This is a genomic window from Variovorax pasteuri (genome assembly GCF_051216435.1).
Classification (GTDB): domain Bacteria; phylum Pseudomonadota; class Gammaproteobacteria; order Burkholderiales; family Burkholderiaceae_C; genus Variovorax.
Genome location: NZ_JBPJZS010000015.1, coordinates 1 through 21,539 on the forward strand (window position 1 = coordinate 1; position 21,539 = coordinate 21,539).

A 21,539-nucleotide genomic window follows, 5' to 3' on the forward strand; every position below is an offset into this window, starting at 1 on the left:
CCTTCTTCACGATCTCTTCCAGCGTCAGGGCTTCGAACTCGGTGCCCTTTTGCAGGTTGTTGAGGTTCACCACGTAAGCGTTGTGGTGCTTGCCGTAGTGGTACTCGAGGGTTTCCTGCGAGTACTCGGGTGCCAGGGCGTCGAGCGCGTAGGGCAGGGGTGGGAGCTTGTGTTCCATCGTGGTTCCTTCGTGGTTGTTGAAAGCGGATTCGGCGTTCACGCAGGGTCGGGCGCGTTCGCCTTCGGTTCGACCCGGTAGGCGCACCGCCGCGCGCCCGCCAGGACATGCTCGACGCGGCTGACGGTCACGTCCGACCCCAGCACTTCGTCGAAGAGTTGCAGTTCACTGCGGCAAAAACCCGTGCAGGCCTGTGCCGCGGTGCAGATGGGGCAATGGTTCTCGATGAAGAGAAAGCCCTGGCCATCTTCCTCCGGCCGGAACTCGGCCATGTAGCCCTCGCGGCTGCGAATTTCCGCCAGCCGCTCCAGCCGCGTCTTCAGGCTGCGCGCGCCGCGCATCGCCTCGGTGTAGCTGGCGCGCATGGCGGCCTCGCGCGCGCCGATGAGCTGCTCCATGCCCTTCTCGCCGAACACGCTGATGACGGCGCTGATCATCTGCACCGTCATCTCGGCGTGGGTGTCGGGAAAGCGCTTGTGGCCTTCCCCGGTGAGCCGCCAGATCTGCGTGGGCCGCCCGCGCCCGCTGGAGTGGCTCTCGGCGTCGACCAGGGCTTCGGCCTCGAGCTTGCTCATCTGCTGGCGCACCGCCTCCACCGTCACGTTCAGCACCTTGGCGATGTCGGGAATGCCGAGCGCGCCGCGCGTCTTGAGCGTGGAGAGGATGCGGTCTGCCGGCTGGTGCGGCTGCCAGGCGGGCACGGTCGGTTTCGTGGGGCGTGTGTGCATGAGCGGATTGCCATTTATCAGGCAACTGCTTTGATTATTAGGCGGCGCCGGCCGCACTGTCGAGAGCGGCGCCGCAATGCCCCGGTCGCGAAGGGGCCATCCGACCGCGCGTTTTTACGCTTTCTTTATGCGGCCCCGCCGACTCTGTTCCCCGTTTTTACGCACCGATCCCGAGACTGAAGGCCTTGTGTTTCGCTCCAGGAGCAATTGAATGGACATCGTCTGGATGGGCGCCTTGCTGGCGCTGTGGGCCGTGGTGGGGGCCATGGTGGTCGGGCTGAACAGGCTCGACGCACCGAAGAACCCATCGAAGGCGCTGAACGCGTCTGACGCCGTTGACGGAGCCGCATCGTGATCAGCCTCGAAGTCCTGTACGGCTTCGGCGCCCTGATCGCCGTGATCCTCTTCGCCTACCTCGTGTTCGCGCTGATCTGCGCGGAGGAGTTCTGACATGACCGCCTCCGCCTGGGGCCTGCTGGCCCTCTTTCTCGCGGTGCTGGGCGTGCTCGCCTGGCCCGTCGGCAAATTCCTTGCCGCGATGTGCAACGAGCGCCTGCCGCGCTGGATGCATCGCGTCGAGGCGCCGCTCTACAAGCTCGCGGGCACGAAGCCCGAGCAGTCGATGCACTGGCTGCGCTACGCGCTCGCGCTGCTGGCCTTCAACGCCATCGGCGCGATCTTCCTGTATGCGCTGCAACGCCTGCAGGGCTGGCTGCCGCTGAACCCCGCGGGCATGACCGCCGTGTCGCCCGACTCGGCCTTCAACACCGCGGTGAGCTTCGTGAGCAACACCAACTGGCAGGGTTACGCCGGCGAGTCCACCATGAGCTATCTCACGCAGATGCTCGGGCTCACGGTGCAGAACTTCATGTCCGCCGCGACCGGCATCGCGGTGGCTTTCGCGCTGGTGCGCGGCTTCGCGCGCAGGGGTGACGGCAAGGGCCTGGTGGGCAACTTCTGGGCCGACATCACGCGCATCACGCTGTGGGTGCTGCTGCCGATCTCGTTCGTCATCGCCATGGTCTTCGCGGGCCAGGGCGTCATTCAGAACTTCGACGCCTACAAGACGGTGAACACGCTGGAGACCACCGCCTTCCAGCAACCGAAGAACGGCCCCGACGGCCAGCCGCTGAAGGACGACAAGGGCCAGCCGGTGATGGAAGACGCCACCACCGCCACGCAGACCCTGGCCATGGGCCCGGTCGCTTCGCAGGAAGCCATCAAGATGCTCGGCACCAACGGTGGCGGCTTCTTCAACGCCAACTCGGCGCACCCCTACGAGAACCCGAACGCGCTGGTGAACCTGCTGCAGATGATCGCGATCTTCCTGATCCCGGCCGCGCTGTGCTTCACCTTCGGCCGCGTGGTGGGCGACATGCGCCAGGGCTGGGCCGTGCTCGCCGCGATGACGGTCATGTTCGTCATCGCCGTGATGGTCATCACGCCCGCCGAGCAGGCCGGCAACCCGTTGTTCGCATCGTTGGGCGTCGACCAGGTGTCCAGCGCGCTGCAGAGCGGCGGCAACATGGAAGGCAAGGAAGTGCGCTTCGGCATCGATGCCTCGGCCCTCTTCGCCGCCATCACCACCGCTGCTTCGTGCGGTGCGGTGAACGTGATGCACGACTCGCTCACGCCGCTGGGCGGCATGGTGCCGATCGTGCTGATGCAGCTCGGCGAGGTGGTGTTCGGCGGCGTGGGCTCCGGCCTGTACGGCATGCTGATCTTCGCGATGCTGGCGGTGTTCATCGCCGGCCTGATGATCGGCCGCACGCCCGAGTACCTCGGCAAGAAGATCGAGGTGCGCGAGATGAAGCTCATCTCCATCGCCATCCTGGTCACGCCCATCCTGGTGCTGGCGGGCACGGCGGTGGCGGTGGTCGCGGGCGCCGGCAAGGCCGGCATCGCGAACCCCGGCGCGCACGGCTTCTCCGAGATCCTGTACGCGCTGACTTCCGCCGCCAACAACAACGGCAGCGCCTTCGCGGGCCTGTCGGCCAACACGCCCTTCTACAACGGCCTGCTCGCGCTGGCCATGTGGCTCGGCCGCTTCGCGATGATCGTGCCGGTGCTCGCCATTGCCGGCTCGCTCGCGGCCAAGAAGCGCCTGCCCGTCACCGGCGGCACGCTGCCCACGCACGGCCCGCTGTTCGTCTCTTTGCTGATCGGCACGGTGCTGCTGGTCGGTTTGCTCAACTATGTGCCGGCGCTGGCCCTGGGCCCGATCGTCGAACACCTGGTGCTCTGGAAATAAGAAGGAGCCCACCATGACCGTGACTACCAAGACATCTCTCTCGCTGTTCGACGCAGCGCTGGTCAAGCCCGCCCTGTGGGGCGCCTTTGCCAAGCTCAACCCGCGCACGCAGTGGCGCAACCCGGTGATGTTCATCGTGTACATCGGGAGCATCCTCACGACGCTGCTCTGGGTGCACGCGCTGAGCTTCCCGGGCGACACCGGCATGAAGCCCGCCTTCGTGCTGGCCATCACCGTGTGGCTGTGGTTCACCGTGCTGTTCGCCAACTTCGCCGAGGCGCTTGCCGAAGGCCGCAGCAAGGCGCAGGCCGCCTCGCTGCGCGGGCTGCGCAAGGACACCTGGGCCAAGAAGCTGGCCGAGCCGCACCACGGCGCACAGTGGCTGCCTGAACAGGCGCCCAACCTGCGCAAGGGCGACATCGTGCTGGTCGAGACCGGCGACGTGGTTCCGCTCGACGGCGAAGTCATCGAAGGCGTGGCCTCGGTCGACGAAAGCGCCATCACCGGCGAATCGGCCCCCGTGGTGCGCGAATCGGGCGGCGACTTCTCGGCCGTCACCGGCGGCACCCGCGTGCTGTCCGACTGGCTGGTGGTGCGCGTATCGGTGAACCCGGGCGAGTCCTTCCTCGACCGCATGATCGGCATGGTCGAGGCCGCCAAGCGCCAGAAGACGCCCAACGAGATCGCGCTCACCATCCTGCTGGTGGCGCTGACGCTGGTGTTCCTGATGGTCACCGTCACGCTGCTGCCGTTCTCGGTGTTCAGCGTGGAGGCCGCCGGCGCGGGCACCGTGGTGTCGCTCACCGCGCTGGTCGCGCTGCTGGTGTGCCTGATTCCGACCACCATCGGCGGGCTGCTGTCGGCCGTGGGCGTGGCCGGCATGAGCCGCATGATGCAGGCCAACGTGATCGCCACCTCGGGCCGCGCGGTGGAAGCCGCCGGCGACGTCGACGTGCTGCTGCTCGACAAGACCGGCACCATCACGCACGGCAACCGCCAGGCCACCTCGTTCCTGCCCGCACCCGGCATCACCAAGGCCCGGCTGGCACGCGCCGCGATGCTCGCCTCGCTGGCCGACGAGACGCCCGAAGGCCGCAGCATCGTCGAGCTGGCCCGCCGCGACGGGCTGGAGGCCAACGCCGTGGAAGGCGCGCGCTTCGTGCCCTTCACCGCGCAGACCCGCATGAGCGGTGTCGACCTGCCGGCCGCACCGAACAGCCTGGACACCGACGACGTGCTGCTGCGCAAGGGCGCCGTGGAGGCCGTGCGCCGCTACGTCGAGGCCCTGGGCGGCACCATGGCGCCCGAGGTGCTGCGCGCCGCCGAGGAAGCCTCGCGCCGCGGCAGCACGCCGCTGGCCGTGGCCGAAGGCAACCGCGTGCTCGGCGTGGTCGAGCTCAAGGACATCGTCAAGACCGACATCAAGGAGCGCTTCGCCGAGCTGCGCCGCATGGGCATCAAGACGGTGATGATCACCGGCGACAACAAGCTCACGGCCGCCGCCATCGCCGCCGAGGCCGGCGTGGACGACTTCCTGGCCGAGGCCACGCCCGAGGACAAGCTGGCGCTCATCCGCCAGTACCAGGCCGAAGGCCGCCTGGTGGCCATGACCGGCGACGGCACCAACGACGCTCCCGCGCTCGCGCAGGCCGACGTGGCCGTGGCCATGGGCAGCGGCACGCAGGCCGCCAAGGAAGCCGGCAACATGGTCGACCTGGACTCCAACCCGACCAAGCTGCTCGAGGTGGTGGAAACCGGCAAGGCGCTGCTGATGACGCGCGGCTCGCTCACCACCTTCTCCATTGCGAACGACGTGGCGAAGTACTTCGCGATCATTCCGGCGATCTTCGTGTCGACCTACCCGCAGCTGGGTGCGCTGAACGTGATGCGCCTGGCGAGCCCGTCGTCGGCCATCCTGAGCGCGGTGATCTTCAACGCGCTGGTCATCGTGTTCCTGATTCCGCTGGCACTCAAGGGCGTGCGCTACCGGCCCGTGGGCGCCGCCGCGCTGCTGCGCCGCAACCTGGCCATCTACGGCCTGGGCGGCCTGCTGGTTCCCTTCATCGGCATCAAGCTGATCGACTGGCTGCTCGTTGCAGTCCACCTGGTCTGAGGAGTTCTTCGTCATGAACAACAACGGCAATATCGTTCGCCCCGCGCTCGTGCTTTTCGTGCTGATGAGCGCACTCACCGGCCTGATCTACCCGATGGCCGTCACCGGCGCCGCGAAAGCGGTGTTCCCCGCGCAGGCCGACGGCAGCCTGGTGGTGCTCGACGGCACCACCGTGGGCTCGAAGCTCATCGGGCAGAACTTCAGCGACCCGAAGCACTTCTGGGGCCGCCCGTCGGCCACCGCGCCGCAGCCCTACAACGCCAGCGCCTCGGGCGGCTCCAACCAGGGCCCGCTGAACCCGGCGCTGACCGATGCGGTCAAGGGGCGCGTCGAGGCGCTGCGCGCCGCCGATCCGGGCAACACCGCGCCGGTGCCGGTCGACCTGGTCACCACCTCGGGCAGCGGGCTCGATCCCGACATCAGCCCGGCCGCCGCGAAGTACCAGGCAGCGCGCGTGGCGCGGGTGCGCGGCGTGCCGGTCGATCAGGTCAATGCGCTGATCGCGAACAACACGCAGGGCCCGCTGTGGGGCTTCCTGGGCGAGTCGCGCGTCAACGTGCTGGCGCTGAACCTGGCGCTCGATGCGTCTTCCCGTCCTTCGGCCCCGCGTTGAGGAGAAACAAGAAATGGCCTATGCCGCTTACCGAGAACACCCTGGCGTGCCCCGATCGCACGCACCCATGAGCACCCACCCCAGCCCGTTCTACGTGCTCGACGTCACCGTCTGCTGCGCCGACGCCCTGCGCGTGCGCCGCAGCATCGCCGGCTGTCCCGACGCGGGCGTGGTGCGCTGCGAGCCGCTGCTGCACGGCTGCTGCTCGCAGGAAAGCGATGCGCCCTGCGTTCGCCTGATGATCCGCCTGCCGCTCGCGCGCTATGCCGACGTGCTGCACCGCCTTATCGAGTGCGTGCCCTCCGGCGAGATCGGGCGGCTCGTGAGCTGGCGCGAGCACCTCGCGCGCTGCGGCCTGCGCCATGGTCACTGACCTGCTGCTGGCCTTGCTGGCCCTGGCGGCGCTGTTCGTGCCGCTGGGCTTTGCCTGGTGGGTGCTCTCGCGCACCGCGCGGCGCCACGCCGGCCGCCGCAAGGACCGCCCGATGCGATAACCTGCGCGCCACCCATGCACGACGACCGCCCCGACCCCGACGCCCTGATTGCGCAACTGCGCAACAACGAGGCGCGCGCGCAGCGCGGCAAGCTGCGCATCTATTTCGGCGCCAGTGCCGGTGTGGGAAAGACCTGGGCCATGCTGAGCGCCGCGCAGCGCGAGCGCACGGCCGGGCGCGACGTGCTGATCGGCGTGATCGAGACCCACGGCCGCAGCGAAACCGCCGCGCTTCTCACGGGTCTCGACGCCCTGCCGCTGCGCGAGCTTGCCTACCGCGGCCGCACCCTGGCCGAGTTCGACCTGGACGCCGCGCTGGCCCGCAAGCCCGCCGTGCTGCTGGTCGACGAGCTGGCCCACACCAACGCGCCCGGCTCGCGCCATGCCAAGCGCTGGCAGGACGTGCAGGAGCTGCTGGCCGCCGGCATCGAAGTGTGGTCGGCCCTGAACGTGCAGCACCTGGAGAGCCTGAACGGCACGGTCGGCGCCATCACCGGCGTGCGCGTGCACGAGACCGTGCCCGACACCGTGCTCGACGAGGCCGACGAGGTGGTGCTGGTCGACGTCACGCCCGACGAACTCACGGCGCGGCTCGCGGCCGGCAAGGTGTACCTGCCGCAGCAGGCCGAGCGCGCCGCGCAGAACTTCTTCCGCAAGGGCAACCTCATCGCGTTGCGCGAGATCGCGCTGCGCCGCACGGCCGAGCATGTGGAAGACGATGTGCGCGGCTGGCGCGTGGAGCAGTCGGGCGCCGGAGGCAGCGCGAACGGCAAGGGCAGCAGCTTGCAGGCCTGGAACACATCGGGCGCGATCCTGGCCTGCGTCGGTCCGCATGAAGGGGCCGCGCAAACGGTGCGCACCGCGGCGCGGCTGGCGGGCCAGCTCAACGTGCGCTGGCATGCCGCGTATGTCGAGACGCCCCGGCTGCAGCGGCTGGCCGCGGCGGAGCGCGACCGCATCCTGGCCGTGCTCAAGCTGGCGGAAGAGCTGGGCGCGGCCACCGCCGTGCTCACCGGCGCCGACGTCGCGGAGCAGCTGGCCGAACAGGCGCGCCGGCTCAACTGCGCGACGCTGGTGCTGGGCCGCTCCGAGCCGGCCACGGGCTGGCGGCGCTGGTGGCCCGCGGCGGCGCAACCCTTGTCGGGCGCGATCGCGAAGCACGCACCCGCGCTCGACATCATGGAAGTCGCGCGGGTCGACAGCTCGCGCCGCCTGTCGCGCGCACCCCTGGAGGGTGCGCGCATCGACAGCGACGACCACGAGAAGGCGCCGACCTACTGGCCCGCCTACGCATGGGCCGCCGCCACCAGCATCGCGCTCACGCTGGTCTGCACGCCGCTGGCCGGCGTGCTGGAGCTGTCGAACATCGTCATGCTGTTCCTGCTCGGCGTGGTGGGCGTGGCCATGCGCTTCGGGCGCGGGCCGGCGGCCCTGGCCGCGCTGCTCAACGTGGCGGCCTTCGACTATTTCTTCGTGCCGCCGCGCATGTCCTTCGCCGTCAGCGACGTGCAGTACGTGCTGACCTTCGCGATCATGCTGGGCGTCGGCCTGCTGGTGGGCCAGCTCACGGCGGGCCTGCGCTTCGCGGCGGGCGTGTCGACCAGCCGCGAGCGGCGCGCGCGCTCGCTGTTCGAGCTCACGCGCGAGCTTTCCGCCGCGCTCGAAAGCTCGCAGGTGGTCGCGCTCGGCGGCGCCGCGGTGCAAGGCCACTTCGGCGGCCATGCGCTGGTGCTGGTGACCGATGCGGCCGACCAGCTCCTGCTGCCCGCCGAGCCGCCCGAAGGCTTCGATCCGCAGGTGGCCGACTGGGCCTTCCGCCACGCCCAGCCCGCTGGCCTGGCCACGGCCACGCTGGCCGCGCAGCCCTGGCACTACGTGCCGCTGCAGGCGCCGATGCGCGTGCGCGGCGTGCTCGCGCTGTCGCCCGCGCAACCGCGCTGGCTGCTCATCCCTGAACAGGCACAGCAGCTCGACACGCTGGCACGGCAGATCGCCATCGCCCTGGAGCGCGTGCACTACGTCGAGGTGGCGCAGCAGGCGGTGGTCGAGATGGAGTCGGAGCGCCTGCGCAACGCGTTGCTCGGCGCCATCTCGCACGACGTGCGCACGCCGCTCACCGCGCTCATCGCCCTGGCCGAGTCGCTGCAGACCCTGCCGCCCGAGGAGCACGGCAACGCCGCACGCGCCATCGTCGCGCAGGCGCACGAACTGCATGCGCTGGTGAACAACCTGCTCGACATGGCGCGGCTCGAAAGCGGCATTGCGGGCGGTGCGGTGAACCTGCGGCGCGACTGGCAGTCGGTGGAAGAGGTGGTGGGCTCGGCCATTCGCGCGGCGCGCACCTCGCTCGGCAGCATCGTCGTGCAGACCGCGCTCGACCCCGAACTGCCGCTGGTCGAGTTCGATGCGGTGCTGATCGAGCGCGTGCTGGTCAACCTGCTGGAGAACGCCACCAAGTACGGCGCTGCCCCCATCGTGGTCGGTGCGCGGGCCGAGCCGGGCACGCTGGTGCTGACGGTGCGCGACCATGGGCCCGGATTGCCGGCTGCGCTGCTCGGTCATGAACAGAAGCTGTTCGACAAGTTCACGCGCGGCGAGGCCGAGTCCGCCACGCCCGGGGTGGGCCTGGGCCTGGCGATCTGCAAGGCGGTGGTGAGCGCACACGGCGGCGACATCGCCGCCGGCAACGCGCTCGGCGGCGGTGCAGAATTCACGGTCACCTTGCCCCGCCGCGAGCCGCCCGAGTCGGCCGAAGCGCAACTCTGAACCCAGCCCCATGCCATCGCCTACCGCCATCGTGATCGAAGACGAGCCGCAGATCCGCCGGTTCGTGCGCGGCGCGCTCGAAGCCGAAGGCTGGGTGGTGCACGAGGCCGGCACGCTGCGCGACGGCCTGGCCGCGGCCGGCACGCGCCAGCCCGACCTGCTGGTGCTGGACCTCGGCCTGCCGGACGGCGACGGCGTGTCGCTGATCCGCGATGTGCGCGGCTGGTCGGCCGTGCCGATCATCGTGCTCTCGGCCCGCACCGACGAGGCCGACAAGATCGCCGCACTCGACGCGGGCGCCGACGACTACCTCACCAAGCCTTTCGGCACCGGCGAGCTGCTGGCGCGCGTGCGGGCCAACCTGCGGCGCCCGCGTGCCGCAGGCGGCGGCAGCGAAGAGCCGCCCGAGGCGCTGTTCCGTTTCGGCGAGATCGAGCTGGACCGGTCCGCGCGCATCGTGCGCCGCGCAGGCGTCGAGGTGCATCTCACGCCGACCGAATACCGCCTGCTGTCGGTGTTGGCCACCAACGCGGGCCGCGTGCTCACGCAGCGCCAGTTGCTGCGCGAGGTGTGGGGGCCGTCGCACACCGACCAGAGCCACTACCTGCGCATCTACATGGGGCACCTGCGGCAGAAGCTCGAAGCAGACCCGGCGCAGCCGCGGCATCTGTTGACGGAGACGGCTGTGGGGTATCGGCTGGTCGTCTAGGTCGGCGCTGCTACGCGTTGGGCCGCCAGGTGCCGTGGAAGCCGAACGGCACGCGGTGCGGCAACCTGGCCACCGCAATTGCACCGGCTGCGAGGTCGGCGGCATCGAACACCAGCAGGTCGCTGCGTTGCTGCTGCTCGCGCCAGGCCACGGCCAGCAGCCAGCCGTCGCCCTCGGCCGCTTTCGCCGTACGCGGCACGAACACCGGCTCGGACACCACATCGCCTGGGGGCAACGTGTGCAGGGTGCGTTCGCCGGTGTCGAAGTCGAAGCGCGCCAGGCTGTCGTAGAGCACGCTTTCGCTGTCGTCGCGCGCGCGCGATGTGGCGTGGCATGTGTAGAAACCGTAGCGGTTGTGCCGACCGGTGTAGCGCTCATCGATGCGCGGAAACTCCGCTGCCAGGTGGTCGAGGTATTCGCGTCGGAACGTGTTGCCAGGACCGCCCAGGTCGAAGGTCCAGCGGCACAGGCGTGCCGCCATCGCGTCGGGCTCGCCGGGACGGCCTTCGGCATCGGGCAGACCAGGGGCCGTGTCCGACTGCATCACGTAGGCCACGATGGTGTCGCCGTCGTCCCAGGCGTTCATCACGTGGAACACGTGGCAGGCGTCGGTGTCGAACCAGCGCACCGTGGGCGCCGCATTCGCCGTGTGCATCGTGCTGTCGCGCCGCATCACGCCCACGTGCGTGCGCAGGCTGGCGTCCCATGCCAGCAACGGCTTGCCGCGCATCGCGCGCTCCATGCTGAGCGTGAGCGGCGTGACCGGAAACAGCACGTGCCCCCGCGTCAGCATGAAGTCGTGCGCCATGCTGGCATACGGCGCGGTGAAGGCCTGGCGCTGCGTCACTTTGCAGTGCCGGTCCATCACGCCGTAGAGCATGGTCGGCGAGCAGGGCGCGTCGGGCGAGTAGGCGAAGAAATGCAACTCGCCGCTCTCGGGGTCTTGCTTCGGGTGGGCGGTGCAGCGCGAGTCGATACGGTCGCCGAAGCCCTGGTGCCCCTTGGACGTCAGCGTGCGCGCATCGAGTTCGAAGGGCTGGTGCGATTCCTCGAGCGCGAACAGCCGCTCGCCGTGCCACAGCATGCTGGTGTTGGCCGTGCCGCCGTTGCGGCCCTGTGCCGACGGGTCGCTGGTGGCGGGGTTGCCGAAGGTGCCGAACAGCGCGCGCCCCGCGTCGTGTTCGAGCTGCCATTTCGGCGTGCGCGCCCAGCGGTTGCGGTAAGACACCTTGCCTGCGTCGATGTGGAACGCGTGCACCATGCCGTCGCCGGAGAACCAGTGGTAGTGGTTGTCGCGCGGCGCGTATTGCGGGTTCGGGCCCACGCGGTAGAGGCTGCCCGAGAGACCGGATGGCAACGTGCCTTCGATGCGGAGCGCCTCGAGGTCGTGCTCCTCGGCGAGTGGCGCGTAGTTGCCGGTGAAGAAATGCGGGTTCGTCTGCGTCGTTTTCATCGACTGAGTTTTGGGGTTCACGTGGGCCTTGCGGATGCGCTCAGGGGTTGATTGGGTCGTCGAGCCGGGCGATCGCCTGCTGGACATAGGCGGTCAGCGGCGTGTCGATGCCCGAGCCGACGCGCAAGGCCGGATCGGTGCGAAAGGCGTGCTGCAAGCGGGCGTCGAGCGCCGCGTCACCGCCCGCCTTGGCCAGCGACAGCGCGCGCCACCGCAACGCGAGCGCACGCATCTGCGCACTGTCGGTGGGCGCATCGGCCAGCATCTGTTGCCGAATTTCGGCGATGAGCGGCGGCCACGCGTCGGTCTGCGCAACGTAGTGCTGGCGCAGCGTGGCCATGTCGTCGGCATTGCAATGGGGTGCGTAGAGCGCGACGCGTGCATACGCCATCGCATGCGAGATGTACCGGATGCCGGCCTGGTCCACACCGGTCAGCGCATGCAGCGACGGCTCGTTCCAGTGCATCGTGTACAGCTTGATCAGCAGGCGTTCGTCGCCGCCCGCCTCCTTGAGCAGCATGTCGATCCAGTGTTGCGCCAGGGCCTGGGCCTGCGGGCTTTCAGGTGAGGCGCCGGCCGTGACCAACTCGCGCAGCGACGCCGCCAGCGCGGCGCGCTCGCGTGCGGTGGCATCGGCGGCATCGCCGTGCGGTGCGCCGAGCGTGTGCAGCTCGTCGTCGCTGAAGTACTTTGCCCCCGCGACCATGCTTTCGAGCGCCAGCAGCCAGTCGTCGAGCCCGGGCTCTTCGCTGGCCTGCAACTGGCGCTGCATGGCCAACAGGTGCGCGCGCAGCGCCGAGGCCTGGCGGATCTCGCGGTCGAGTTGCGCAACCTGCTGCGCGACGATGTCCGACAGCCCGCTGGTGGCATCGTCGAGCAGGCGCTGTATTTCGGCCAGCGACAGGTCGAGCCGCCGTAGCGCCTGGATGCGATAGAGCCGCGCCACGTCCTTGCGGTCGTACAGGCGATAGCCACCGCTGGACCTGTGCGACGGCACCAGCAGGCCGATGTCTTCGTAGTGCCGCAGCGCACGCACCGTCAGCCCGACGCGCCGGGCGAGTTCGCCGATCTTCAGAAACATGCCTTCCCTCTCCTCTCTCTTCAAGTTGAAGGCATCCTAGGGCGTGACGTAGCGAGAGGGTCAAGCGTTTTGGCGAGTCGGCATCGTGTCCGCGTGGCGACAATTGGCGACATGCACCCGAAGACGAATCACCTTGTCGCGCTCGTTGCGCTGTTCGGCACGGCCCTTCACGCCGCGCCGTTGCCTGCGGTGGAGGCGACCTGGACTCCCACCCTGAAGCGCGCCGTTGCCGCATCCGACGACGCGTTCATCGTCGGCGCGAAGACCTTCGCGCAGGACGGCCGGACGTACCTCTACCTTGTCACGCAGCAGCCCTCACGCCGCAACCGAGACGCGGGTTACTGCGGCGCGGGGACGGAAGACACTCTGCGGCTCGTCGAGGTGTCGAAGCCGTCGTTGCGGATGGTGGAGCGGGACAGCCTGCTTGTTCAGAGCTGTCTCAAAACGATCGAACTCGATGACGACAGGGGGGCGTCGCTGCGCGAGCGACTGGGGCGCCTTGACGTACCGGGCAGCCTTTCGTTGACGTGGCTTGCCCATCCTCGGTTCGGCTCTATGCGCAAGGACGTGAAGGTGCACAGTGGGCGGCTTGTGCTGGAGTAGCCGCTTGCGTCCGGGAATCCGGGTTCAGGGCGAGTGAACAGGCCGCCGGGTACTTCCCTCCGCGAATGTCCCCCGGGGCTTCGCCCTTTTCTCCTTCAGTTCGCTGCGGGAAGCACACGACGCCCTGTTCACCTGGGCACGCACCTGGTGAACCGCGATCAATGACCGCGTCGGCGTGATCGTGTCCTGAACAGCAGCGCCCCAAAAAGAGCGTCCCGCACGCAAGCCCGAGAGTCAGGCCGCAATGCCTTTGTTCGGATTCAGCAAGAACTTCTCCCCCGTCGCCTGCTTGCCATACACCCCGATCGCGTCGAGCTGCAGCATCTCCACCAGCGACACCTCGCGCGTGTACTTGCTCGCGAACGTCGTCTTCAATTCAGCCACGACGCGCGCCTTCAAGCGCTGCGTGCCTTCATCGCCGAGCTTGCCGAGGAACGGGAACAGCAACCACCCGCCCATGCCCCACGCCATGCCGAAGTTGCGCACGAACTCCGTCGGGCTGCGGTCCAGGCCGCCGTAGATGTACACCTGCTTGTGCGTGGCCGAGCCGTAGCGGCTGTATTCCTTGGCGGTGCGGTTGAGCGCCGCTTCCATGCAGCCGAGGATCTGCCCCGCCAGCTTGCCGCCGCCGGTCGCGTCGAAGGCCAGGGTTGCGCCGGTCTCCACCAGCGCCTGCGTCAGGTCTTCAAGGAACGTGGGCGAGCTCGCGTTGCACACGTACTTCGCGCCCAGTCCGCGCAGCAGGTCTTCCTGCTCCTGCTTGCGCACGATGTTCACCAGCGCGATGCCGTCCTTCTGGCAGATCTTGTTGAGCATCTGCCCCAGGTTGGACGCGGCCGCCGTGTGCACCAGCGCCTTGTGGCCCTCCATGCGCATGGTCTCCACCATGCTCAGCGACGTGAGCGGGTTGACGAAGCACGACGCGCCTTCGGCCGGCGTCGTGCCCTCGGGCAACACCATGCATTGCGCGGCGGCGAGGCAGCGGTACTGCGAGTACATCGCGCCGCCGATGGCCGCCACGGTCTTGCCCAGCAGCGCCTGCGCGGCCGGCGACGCACCGGCCTTGACCACCACGCCCGCGCCCTCGTTGCCCACGGGCATCGACTCGTCGAGCCGCGCGGCCATGGCGGGCCGGGCGCGTTCGGGTACGGTGGCGGTCACGACCGGGCGATCGGGCGTGCCCGAGGCCTTGGCGGTGCCCATGTCGGCCGCGCCGAACAGCAGGCCCAGGTCGGACGGATTCAACGGCGACGCCTCCACGCGGATCACCACTTCGTGGGCCTGCGGTTCGGGAATGGGGTCGTCGTGCAGCGAGAGTTCGAGTTCGCCGTTGGCGCGAACGAGGGAGCGGATTTGCAGTGCCATGGAGGAAGCCTTTGCAGGGGTTCGGAGATGGCCTGTGGCCACGGGGCGGCCAGTATAGGAGCGGGGTGCGAAAACCGCAGGCGCCTTCAGGACACCACGGGAATCACCGGGGCATGGGCCAGCGCATGGCGCATCTTGACGGGGTCGAGCCGCTCGATGTAGCGCGGAATGTTGCGCCACAGCGTGTGGTAGCCGTAGCCGCCGCGCAGCATCTCGTGGCGTGCGCTCTCCTTGTCCCAGTCCTGCACCGCCATGCGGTACACCGCCGCCACCACGCCGGTGCGGTCGGCGCCGTGCATGCAGTGGATGAGCACCGGGCCGTGCTTCTGCGCCTCGCGAATGGCCGTGAGCGCGCGCAGCACCTTGGCGTCGTCGATGGACCAGGTGTTGATCGGCACGCGCACCAGGCGGATGCCGGAGCCTGCGAACACCTTCTTGTCGTCGTTGAACGAACGCAGGCTCACCACCGTGCGAATGCCGAGCTGCTGCAGTGCCGCCATGTCGGCGCGCCGCGGCTGCGCGCTGCGGTACAGCGTGGGCGTGATGCGGTGCAGGTTCTCGACCTGCAGTTCGTCCAGTGCGTCGGCCCAGTGGCCGGGGCGCGGGGTGACGGCGTGCTTGTCGTCGGGCTTGCGTGTCCTGCTCATGGCTTGCGCCGCCAGTGCCGCACGGCCAGTATCACCAGCGCCACCGCCAGCCCGCCCCAGTAGTCGACCGGTGCGCCCCACAGCCAGTGCTTGTGCCAGAACGCATCGACCGGGTTGAAGCGCGCCCAGCCGAAGGCCGGGTTGATGAGGAACCACAGGAAGTCTTCGCAGACCCAGAACACGATGAGGCCCGCCACTGCCAGCCCCACGTTGCGCCACGTCCAGCGGCCGTTGAAGGCCAATGGCGAAAAGAACACCAGCGCCATGAAGGTGAACACCCACGCGTGGTAGCCCGTCATGGCGCGGCCGCCCCAGAACAGGTCGAGCCAGATGCTGTTCTCGATGCGCCAAGTGGGCAGCGAGGTGGCCCAGCCTGCGCCGCCTTCGATCTGGATCTCGGCGTTGGCGAAGAAGAAGGCCATGACGACCACCCAGGCGAGATAGCCGAGCGTGCGGCCGACGCCGGTCTTTTCGACGGTGCCGTTCATGCTGCGGTTCCCGTCGTGGCGCCCAGCACATGCTGCAGCACCGCGCGCGCGGCCTGCGGCTTGCCCAGCGCGCGGCTGCGCGCGGCCATGGCCGCGAGCTTGGCCGGGTCGGCCATCAGCCGCGCGACCTTGTAGTCCAGGCCGATGGCGTCGTACGCGAGCCAGGCCGCGCCTTCTTCCATCAGGAAGCCGGCGTTGTGTTCTTCCTGCCCGGGAATGGGCGAGATCAGCAGCATCGGCTTGCCCAGTGCCAGGCATTCGGACACCGTGAGCCCGCCGGGCTTGGTCACGACCACGTCTGCTGCGGCCATGAGCTTGTGCATCTCGTTGGTGAAGCCGATGGCCACCACGCGGCCCGGGTAGCGCCTGGCCAGCGCTTCGAGCCTGCCGTGGGTCTCCACGTTGCGGCCCGCCACCGCGATCACCTGGAAGTTGCCGTCGCTTCCCAGGCCGAGCACACGTTCGACCATGCTGGCCAGGTCGCCCACGCCCGCGCCGCCCGAGGCCATCAGCAGCACCGGCCGAGCGGGGTCGAGGCCGAGTTCCGCCACGCAGGCGTTGCGCGCCAGTGCCGGCACCTCGGGCTCGGAGAACGCGGGCATCACCGGGATGCCCGTCACATGGATGCGGTCCGCCGGAATGCCGCGCGCCCGCAGCCGAAACGCGACCTCTTCGGTTGCCGCGAGGTAGCCCGTCATGCCTGGCACCAGCCACATGTTGTGCAGGTCGTAGTCGGTGATCTGCAGCCACACCGGGTAGTCGATGCGCCCGCGGTTGCGTTCGCGCATCAGCAGTTCGGCCGGCAGGAAGTGCGTGCAGATGACGGCATCGGGTTGCTCGCGGCGAATTTCCTTCACCAGCGCCCCGGTGCTGAGGCGCTCGATGCCACGGCGCAGGCGCTGCGATGGCGCGTGGTGCGGTGTGCTGTCGGTGCGCTGGTGCAGGTAAGACCAGAGGTCGGGGGCGCGGTTCACGAGCTGGATGTACCAGTCCGTGTACACCTTGCGAAAGCCGCCGGCCACGTGGGCCATGGCGTCGATGTGGACCGCCGTGCAGGGCGGGGAAAGGGTCTGGGCGGTGGCGGCAAGCGCCTGTGCTGCACGCACGTGGCCGTTGCCGGCGCTCACGCTGAGGATCAGGAGTTTGGTCATGAATTCCGGGAGTTGCGGGGATTATGGCCATGGCATGTGGCACTCACGCCGACACGTGAGCGTCGTGAGCGGCGGTGGTTGATCGGCCGCAAACCGGCGGCCTGTGCACCCGCCCCGGACAGCTGTGTGGGCCTCAGAGCGGCGCGCGCGAGGTGACGAACTGATTCACCCCTTCCGCAGCCCTTGCCCGAATGGCCTCGAAGCTGGTGTTCTCGACAATGCGCCCGTTCTCGAACACCGTCTGAAGAAGGTCGACCTGCCCCGGCGAAAGTGCCTCTTCACGCACCGTGGTCTCGACACCGCCCGCACCGCGCACCAGCGCCAGCCGCCCCTTCTTCGAGGCCTTGCTCACATCGCCCACCGGCGACTTGTACACGTCGCGCCACTCGCCGTTCACCTGCATGGCCGAGCACTTCATTGCCCACTGCATGGTGTCCCGGTTGACCTGCTGCAGCAGCCCGCCGCCCATGCCGAAGGAGATGTTCTCCGTCGAGAACCCGTTGTGGAAAAAGTTCGACAGGCACAGCCGCAGCGAATCCAGATTCACCCCGTCGCCCTGGATGATGCGCACATTGTTCAGCACCCGAAAACCCTTGGCGTTGGTCGTGGTGCCGAAACGATCGGCCAGGATCCGCGCCACCTTCAGCGTCGTTTCCGCCGGGTCGCCCGAGTCGGGCCGCACCACCAGGGTCGAACCCGAGGCCACCACCTTCGCCTTCAGCTCGCCGCCCCAGATGCGCGCGCAGGCATTGAAGATGTCGTAGCTGTCGCTCACCACCGCAAACGTGGCGCCCGGCTTGCCGAACTGGTCGATCATGTTGCTGTAGGCATCGGCTTCATGGTCGCGGCCCCAGCCCGTGATCGTGCTGTGCTCGGCCGCGGGAATCGAGAAGCCCGCCACGTCGCAGTCGTAGTAACGGCGCGCCGCGACCAATGCGGCCAGCGTGTCGGTGCCCATGAAGTTGACAAGGTGGGCCATGCCGCCGAGCGCGGCCGATTCCAGGCTCGACACACCGCGCGCGCCGAAGTCGTGCAGCCTGAACGCGATCTGCCCTTGCGGGTCGTCGCAGGTCGCTTCCAGGTAGCGCAGCAGCGTGGTGCGTGCCGCGGCCGACAGCGTGGCCACCGTGGTCGGGTACCAGATGGCGCGCAGCAGCTCCGTCTCGAGAAAGCTCGTGACCCAGAAGAACTCGGGGTCGGTGTTCTCGATGGTCGCGAGCACGTTGTGCACCGGCGTCACGCTGCCCTCGGGCACCGCGCGGATGCGCACCGGCATCAGCCCGCCGTGCTTCTCGATCAGCCGCAGCCAGCCTTCGCGGTTGAAGGGCTCGCCGTGCACCGCCATGAGTGCGGCGGCCTCTTCGACGTCTTCGAGCGTCACCGGCGTCTGCAGGTATTCGCGCAGGTAGGCCTGCAGTCCGAAGAAGAGCGAGTGGCTGAAGATGCCGCCGCGCGACTCGATGTAGCTGTACACCGTCTGCGTGCCGGGGGGGTACTGCATCCAGTGCGACACCTTGTAGGAGTCGGTGCGAAGCAGGAGGTTGTTGCCCAGGGGTGTGGAGGTGAGATTGCGGTTCATGTGTGAAAGCTCCTTTCACTGTGGCACCCGTCAACCGGGGCCGTGCTTGCTAAAAAGTCGGGGCCGTTCAGTTCTTGCCCAGACCACCCAGAAAATGGTTCGCAATGAAGAAATGGTCTTCGTAGATGCGGTCCTGCATGTCGAGAAATTCGGTGATCGGCACCCAGCGCACCTCGGCCGCGTCGTCGTCGGCGCGCACGTCCGACAGCCCCGCCCACTGGTTGTGCGCCAGCTCGAAGAAAAAGCCGTGCGTGATGGTGCGTCCGCGCTGCGAGCGGTCGGGCGCGTCGAACACGTGGCTGGCCTTCATGCTGCCGTTGAGCACGGGCACGGGCACCTTCAGCCGGGTTTCTTCCTTCAGCTCGCGAATGGCCGCATCCTGCAGCCGCTCGTGCTGGCCGACGAAGCCGCCGGGCAGCGCCCAGGTGCCCTTGCCGGGATGGAACTTGCGCTGCACCAGCAGGATGTGGCCGGCCTCGACCACGATGGCGTCCACCGTGGTGTAGATGGGCGGAAAGCTGCTGCCCGCATAGCGGTACTTGTCGCGGTAGTCGGCCAGGAAGGCGCGCTCTTCGCAGAGCTCGGCGTAGTCGGCGGTGCGGGTGAACTGGTCGAGGAAGGCGGCCGTGCCGTCGGGCAGGTCGGCGCGCGCCAGCTGGCCGCGGTTCTCGGGGTCGAAGTAGAGGCTGCGCACGTCGGTGGCGTTGAGGCTTTCCACGTTCTGGTGGCCGACGAATTCCCAGTGCGGGAAGAGCTTGAGGTAGTAGCTCGATGCGTCCTTGAGGTGGCCCACCAGCGCCACCCTGGCCTTGGCCGGCACGTGGCCGTCCTGCACGATGAGCCGCTCGACGGCGGACTGGATCGACGCGATCCAGAGCTGGTCGTTGTAGGGCGAGTCGCCCACGCCGACCACGCTCACGCGCATCTGCTCGGTGCCGCGCAGGCAGGCGCGCACCATGCGTTCGCGTTCGTCGAAGGTGAAGGGGTTCTTGACGCTGCGGGGCTTGCGGTCGGAGCCGACCACCACGATGACCCGCTCGGCGGCGCGAAGGCCCTCTTCGATGAGTCGCTGGTGGCCGAAATGGACGGGCTGGAAACGCCCGATGACGATGGCGTACTGGAACTTGCGTGTGTTCTGTGTGTTCACTTGGGAATCCCCCAAAAAGGGCGCGATCAGCTCGCGCTTGAGGGCAGGATAGCATCGCCGCAGGGGCTTGATCAAGTCCCCGCATGGCCTTGCGGGCTTGTCTGCCTGTAGCATCTGTCCCCCGCACACCGACCACCCCCGCCCCGATGACCGAGCCTTCTTCTTCCCCCTCCGGTGCCGTGCGCCTCAACAAGCGCATGGCCGAGCTCGGCATGTGTTCGCGCCGCGAGGCCGACGAGTGGATCGCCAACGGCTGGGTGAAGGTGAACGGCAAGCCGGCCGAGATGGGCGTGAAGGTCACGCCTTCGGACCGCGTCGAGATCGACAAGGCGGCCAAGGGCCAGCAGGCCAACCAGGTCACCATCCTCATCAACAAGCCCATCGGCTACGTGAGCGCGCAGGCCGAGGACGGGCACGAGCCGGCGGTCTCGCTGTTCACGCCGCAGAACCGCTGGGCGGAAGACAACACGCGCTTCTTCTTCCACCCGCACCAGCTGCGCGGCCTGGCGCCGTGCGGCCGGCTCGACATCGATTCCATCGGCCTGCTGGTGATGACGCAGGACGGGCGCATCGCGCGCCAGCTCATCGGCGAAGACTCGGTGATGGACAAGGAATACCTGGTGCGCGTGGCCTACCACGGCCTGGACCAGCCCGCACCCACCGGCCAGCTGGTGCGCATGGACGACGACGACCCCATCACCAGCAACGTGCAGGCGGTGTTTCCGCCAGCCATGCTGGCCCGGCTGCGCCACGGCCTGAGCCTGGACGGCCAGGCGCTCAAGCCGGCGCGGGTCGAATGGCAGAACCCCGAGCAGCTGCGCTTCGTGCTCACCGAAGGCAAGAAGCGCCAGATCCGCCGCATGTGCGAGCTGGTCGGCCTGAAGGTGGTGGGCCTGAAGCGCGTGCGCATCGGCAAGGTGATGCTGGGCAACCTGCCGGTGGGGCAATGGCGCTACCTCGGGCCGCACGAGAAGTTCTGAGCCTGCGCGCATTGAACCGCGCCACGCTGGCGCGGCAGATGCTGCTGGAAAGGCGAAAGCTCTCGGTGGTGCAGGCCGTCGAACGGCTCGCCGGGTTGCAGGCCCAGGCGCCCAACCCGCCGTATGTCGGCCTCTGGAGCCGGCTCGAGGGCTTCGAACGCGAGCAACTGACGGAGGCCTTGCGCAAGCGCCGCATCGTGCGCCTGGCGACGATGCGCTCCACCCTGCACCTGATGACGGCGCGCGACGCGCTGGCATGGCGTGCGCTGCTGGAGCCTGTGCACCGGCGCGGCCTGCTGGGCAACCACAAGCGCGTACTCGACGGCCTCGATCACGCGGCCGTGGTCTGCGCCGGCCGTGCGCTGCTCGACCAGCGCCCGCACACCGGCGCCGAACTCGGACAGGCGCTCGGCGCGCGATGGGCGGGGCGTGAAACCGCATCGCTCGCCGCGCTGATCCGCAACCACCTGCCGCTGGTGCACCTGCCGCCCGCCGGCAGCTGGAACTCGCACCAGAGCGCGCTGCTGCAGCCGTTGGCGCAGTGGCTCGGCGAATCCGCCGCCGGTGTCGCCCCGGCCACGCAGGACGACCTGCTGCTGCGCTACCTCGCTGCCTTCGGCCCCGCCACGCTGGCCGATGCCGGCGCGTGGTCGGGCCTCACGGGCTGGAAGGCCGTGGCCGAGCGCCTGCGGCCGCAACTGCGCGTGTTCACCGGCGAGGCGGGCCAGGAGCTGTTCGACCTGCCGCGCGCCCCGCGTCCCGACCCCGACACGCCCGCGCCGCCGCGCCTGGTGGCCGAGTGGGACAACCTGCTGCTCGCGCATGCCGAGCGCGGCCGCGTGCTGAGCGCGGCACACCGCGCGCGCGTGTTCACCGTCAACGGCATCGTGCGTGGCACGGTGCTGCTCGACGGCTTCGTGGCGGGGGTGTGGAAGATCGAGCGGTCGAAGAGCGCCGCCACGGTGCTGCTGGAGCCGTTCACGCGCTGGTCGGGAGCCGACCGGCGGGGCGTGGAGGAGGAAGCCCATCGCCTGCTGGCCTTCGCCGCCGAGGGTGACGGCGTGGCCATGCGATGCACGGTCCTGTCAGGCCCGCAGGGCCTTTAAGCCCCGCTTAACTCTGCCTGATTACGCTGCGCCCCGGCGCAGGCACTACCGATCATCCCGTTCGCGTGCTACCTTGCGGCCGAAGGAG

21 protein-coding genes and 1 pseudogene are annotated in these 21,539 nt (G+C 68.8%); 12 read left to right on the forward strand and 10 right to left on the reverse strand.

Annotation, left to right across the window (positions count from 1 at the left end; translation table 11 throughout):
- Together ACSFBM_RS32070 and ACSFBM_RS32075 are read right to left on the reverse strand one after the other, a co-directional pair.
- Positions 1 to 178: pseudogene (locus tag ACSFBM_RS32070) on the reverse strand (superoxide dismutase [Fe]); the annotation flags it as partial.
- Positions 179 to 216: 38 nt separating this feature from the next.
- Complete coding sequence (locus tag ACSFBM_RS32075) at positions 217 to 906, reverse strand: helix-turn-helix transcriptional regulator (RefSeq protein WP_435488000.1); 690 nt, start codon at positions 904 to 906, stop codon at positions 217 to 219.
- Between the two features lie 211 nt (positions 907 to 1,117).
- Here ACSFBM_RS32075 and ACSFBM_RS32080 point away from each other — a divergent pair, with 211 nt between their 5' ends.
- The 9 genes from ACSFBM_RS32080 to kdpE all read left to right on the forward strand — a co-directional run bounded on the left by ACSFBM_RS32080 (position 1,118) and on the right by kdpE (position 9,851).
- Positions 1,118 to 1,261, forward strand: coding sequence for a hypothetical protein (locus ACSFBM_RS32080; RefSeq protein WP_435488001.1), 144 nt, complete (start codon positions 1,118 to 1,120; stop codon positions 1,259 to 1,261).
- Positions 1,258 to 1,356 (forward strand): K(+)-transporting ATPase subunit F, encoded by a 99-nt coding sequence (gene kdpF, locus ACSFBM_RS32085; RefSeq protein WP_093243136.1) that lies wholly within the window; start codon positions 1,258 to 1,260, stop codon positions 1,354 to 1,356. Before ACSFBM_RS32080 ends, kdpF begins: the two co-directional genes overlap by 4 nt.
- 1 nt (position 1,357) lies before the next feature.
- Positions 1,358 to 3,157, forward strand: a complete 1,800-nt coding sequence (kdpA, locus tag ACSFBM_RS32090) for a potassium-transporting ATPase subunit KdpA (protein ID WP_435488002.1) — start codon at positions 1,358 to 1,360, stop codon at positions 3,155 to 3,157.
- A gap of 13 nt (positions 3,158 to 3,170) precedes the next feature.
- Complete coding sequence (kdpB, locus tag ACSFBM_RS32095) at positions 3,171 to 5,270, forward strand: potassium-transporting ATPase subunit KdpB (protein ID WP_435488003.1); 2,100 nt, start codon at positions 3,171 to 3,173, stop codon at positions 5,268 to 5,270.
- A 13-nt stretch (positions 5,271 to 5,283) separates the two neighbouring features.
- Positions 5,284 to 5,883, forward strand: coding sequence for a potassium-transporting ATPase subunit KdpC (kdpC, locus tag ACSFBM_RS32100; protein WP_435488004.1), 600 nt, complete (start codon positions 5,284 to 5,286; stop codon positions 5,881 to 5,883).
- Between the two features lie 67 nt (positions 5,884 to 5,950).
- The gene (locus ACSFBM_RS32105) at positions 5,951 to 6,256 is read left to right on the forward strand and encodes a hypothetical protein (protein WP_435488005.1); all 306 of its coding nucleotides are present in this window, start codon (positions 5,951 to 5,953) and stop codon (positions 6,254 to 6,256) included.
- Positions 6,246 to 6,377 carry a hypothetical protein gene (locus ACSFBM_RS32110; protein WP_435437574.1) on the forward strand — a complete coding sequence of 44 codons (132 nt, stop codon included), beginning with the start codon at positions 6,246 to 6,248 and terminating at the stop codon, positions 6,375 to 6,377. The genes ACSFBM_RS32105 and ACSFBM_RS32110 overlap by 11 nt, the downstream gene beginning before the upstream one ends.
- 14 nt (positions 6,378 to 6,391) lie before the next feature.
- Positions 6,392 to 9,142, forward strand: a complete 2,751-nt coding sequence (locus ACSFBM_RS32115; protein WP_435488006.1) for a DUF4118 domain-containing protein — start codon at positions 6,392 to 6,394, stop codon at positions 9,140 to 9,142.
- Positions 9,143 to 9,152: 10 nt separating this feature from the next.
- Positions 9,153 to 9,851 (forward strand): two-component system response regulator KdpE, encoded by a 699-nt coding sequence (kdpE, locus tag ACSFBM_RS32120; protein WP_435488007.1) that lies wholly within the window; start codon positions 9,153 to 9,155, stop codon positions 9,849 to 9,851.
- A gap of 10 nt (positions 9,852 to 9,861) precedes the next feature.
- Here the strand turns inward: kdpE and ACSFBM_RS32125 are convergent, their stop codons facing one another.
- On the reverse strand, positions 9,862 to 11,304 hold the full coding sequence (locus ACSFBM_RS32125) for a carotenoid oxygenase family protein (RefSeq protein WP_435488008.1): 1,443 nt from the start codon (positions 11,302 to 11,304) through the stop codon (positions 9,862 to 9,864).
- Between the two features lie 40 nt (positions 11,305 to 11,344).
- On the reverse strand, positions 11,345 to 12,385 hold the full coding sequence (locus ACSFBM_RS32130; protein WP_435488009.1) for a MerR family transcriptional regulator: 1,041 nt from the start codon (positions 12,383 to 12,385) through the stop codon (positions 11,345 to 11,347).
- Positions 12,386 to 12,496: 111 nt separating this feature from the next.
- Between ACSFBM_RS32130 and ACSFBM_RS32135 the strand changes: the two genes are divergently transcribed.
- Positions 12,497 to 12,988 (forward strand): hypothetical protein, encoded by a 492-nt coding sequence (locus tag ACSFBM_RS32135; RefSeq protein ID WP_435488010.1) that lies wholly within the window; start codon positions 12,497 to 12,499, stop codon positions 12,986 to 12,988.
- A gap of 234 nt (positions 12,989 to 13,222) precedes the next feature.
- Here ACSFBM_RS32135 and ACSFBM_RS32140 read toward each other — a convergent pair whose 3' ends face one another.
- From ACSFBM_RS32140 to ACSFBM_RS32165, 6 genes are all read right to left on the reverse strand, one after another.
- The gene (locus tag ACSFBM_RS32140) at positions 13,223 to 14,353 is read right to left on the reverse strand and encodes a zinc-binding dehydrogenase (protein WP_435488011.1); all 1,131 of its coding nucleotides are present in this window, start codon (positions 14,351 to 14,353) and stop codon (positions 13,223 to 13,225) included.
- Between the two features lie 86 nt (positions 14,354 to 14,439).
- Positions 14,440 to 15,000 (reverse strand): dual specificity protein phosphatase family protein, encoded by a 561-nt coding sequence (locus ACSFBM_RS32145; RefSeq protein ID WP_435488012.1) that lies wholly within the window; start codon positions 14,998 to 15,000, stop codon positions 14,440 to 14,442.
- Complete coding sequence (locus tag ACSFBM_RS32150) at positions 14,997 to 15,488, reverse strand: hypothetical protein (protein ID WP_435488013.1); 492 nt, start codon at positions 15,486 to 15,488, stop codon at positions 14,997 to 14,999. The genes ACSFBM_RS32145 and ACSFBM_RS32150 overlap by 4 nt, the downstream gene beginning before the upstream one ends.
- Positions 15,485 to 16,639, reverse strand: a complete 1,155-nt coding sequence (locus ACSFBM_RS32155) for an MGDG synthase family glycosyltransferase (RefSeq protein WP_435488014.1) — start codon at positions 16,637 to 16,639, stop codon at positions 15,485 to 15,487. The genes ACSFBM_RS32150 and ACSFBM_RS32155 overlap by 4 nt, the downstream gene beginning before the upstream one ends.
- Before the next feature lie 133 nt (positions 16,640 to 16,772).
- Entirely contained in the window at positions 16,773 to 18,218 is a 1,446-nt protein-coding gene (locus ACSFBM_RS32160; RefSeq protein ID WP_435488015.1) for a nicotinate phosphoribosyltransferase, read from the reverse strand.
- Positions 18,219 to 18,285: 67 nt separating this feature from the next.
- Entirely contained in the window at positions 18,286 to 19,365 is a 1,080-nt protein-coding gene (locus ACSFBM_RS32165; protein WP_435437582.1) for a bifunctional nicotinamide-nucleotide adenylyltransferase/Nudix hydroxylase, read from the reverse strand.
- A 146-nt stretch (positions 19,366 to 19,511) separates the two neighbouring features.
- Between ACSFBM_RS32165 and ACSFBM_RS32170 the strand changes: the two genes are divergently transcribed.
- Positions 19,512 to 20,345, forward strand: a complete 834-nt coding sequence (locus tag ACSFBM_RS32170; RefSeq protein ID WP_435488016.1) for a pseudouridine synthase — start codon at positions 19,512 to 19,514, stop codon at positions 20,343 to 20,345.
- Positions 20,346 to 20,356: 11 nt separating this feature from the next.
- Positions 20,357 to 21,451, forward strand: a complete 1,095-nt coding sequence (locus ACSFBM_RS32175) for a winged helix DNA-binding domain-containing protein (protein ID WP_435488017.1) — start codon at positions 20,357 to 20,359, stop codon at positions 21,449 to 21,451.
- Positions 21,452 to 21,539: the final 88 nt, after the last annotated feature.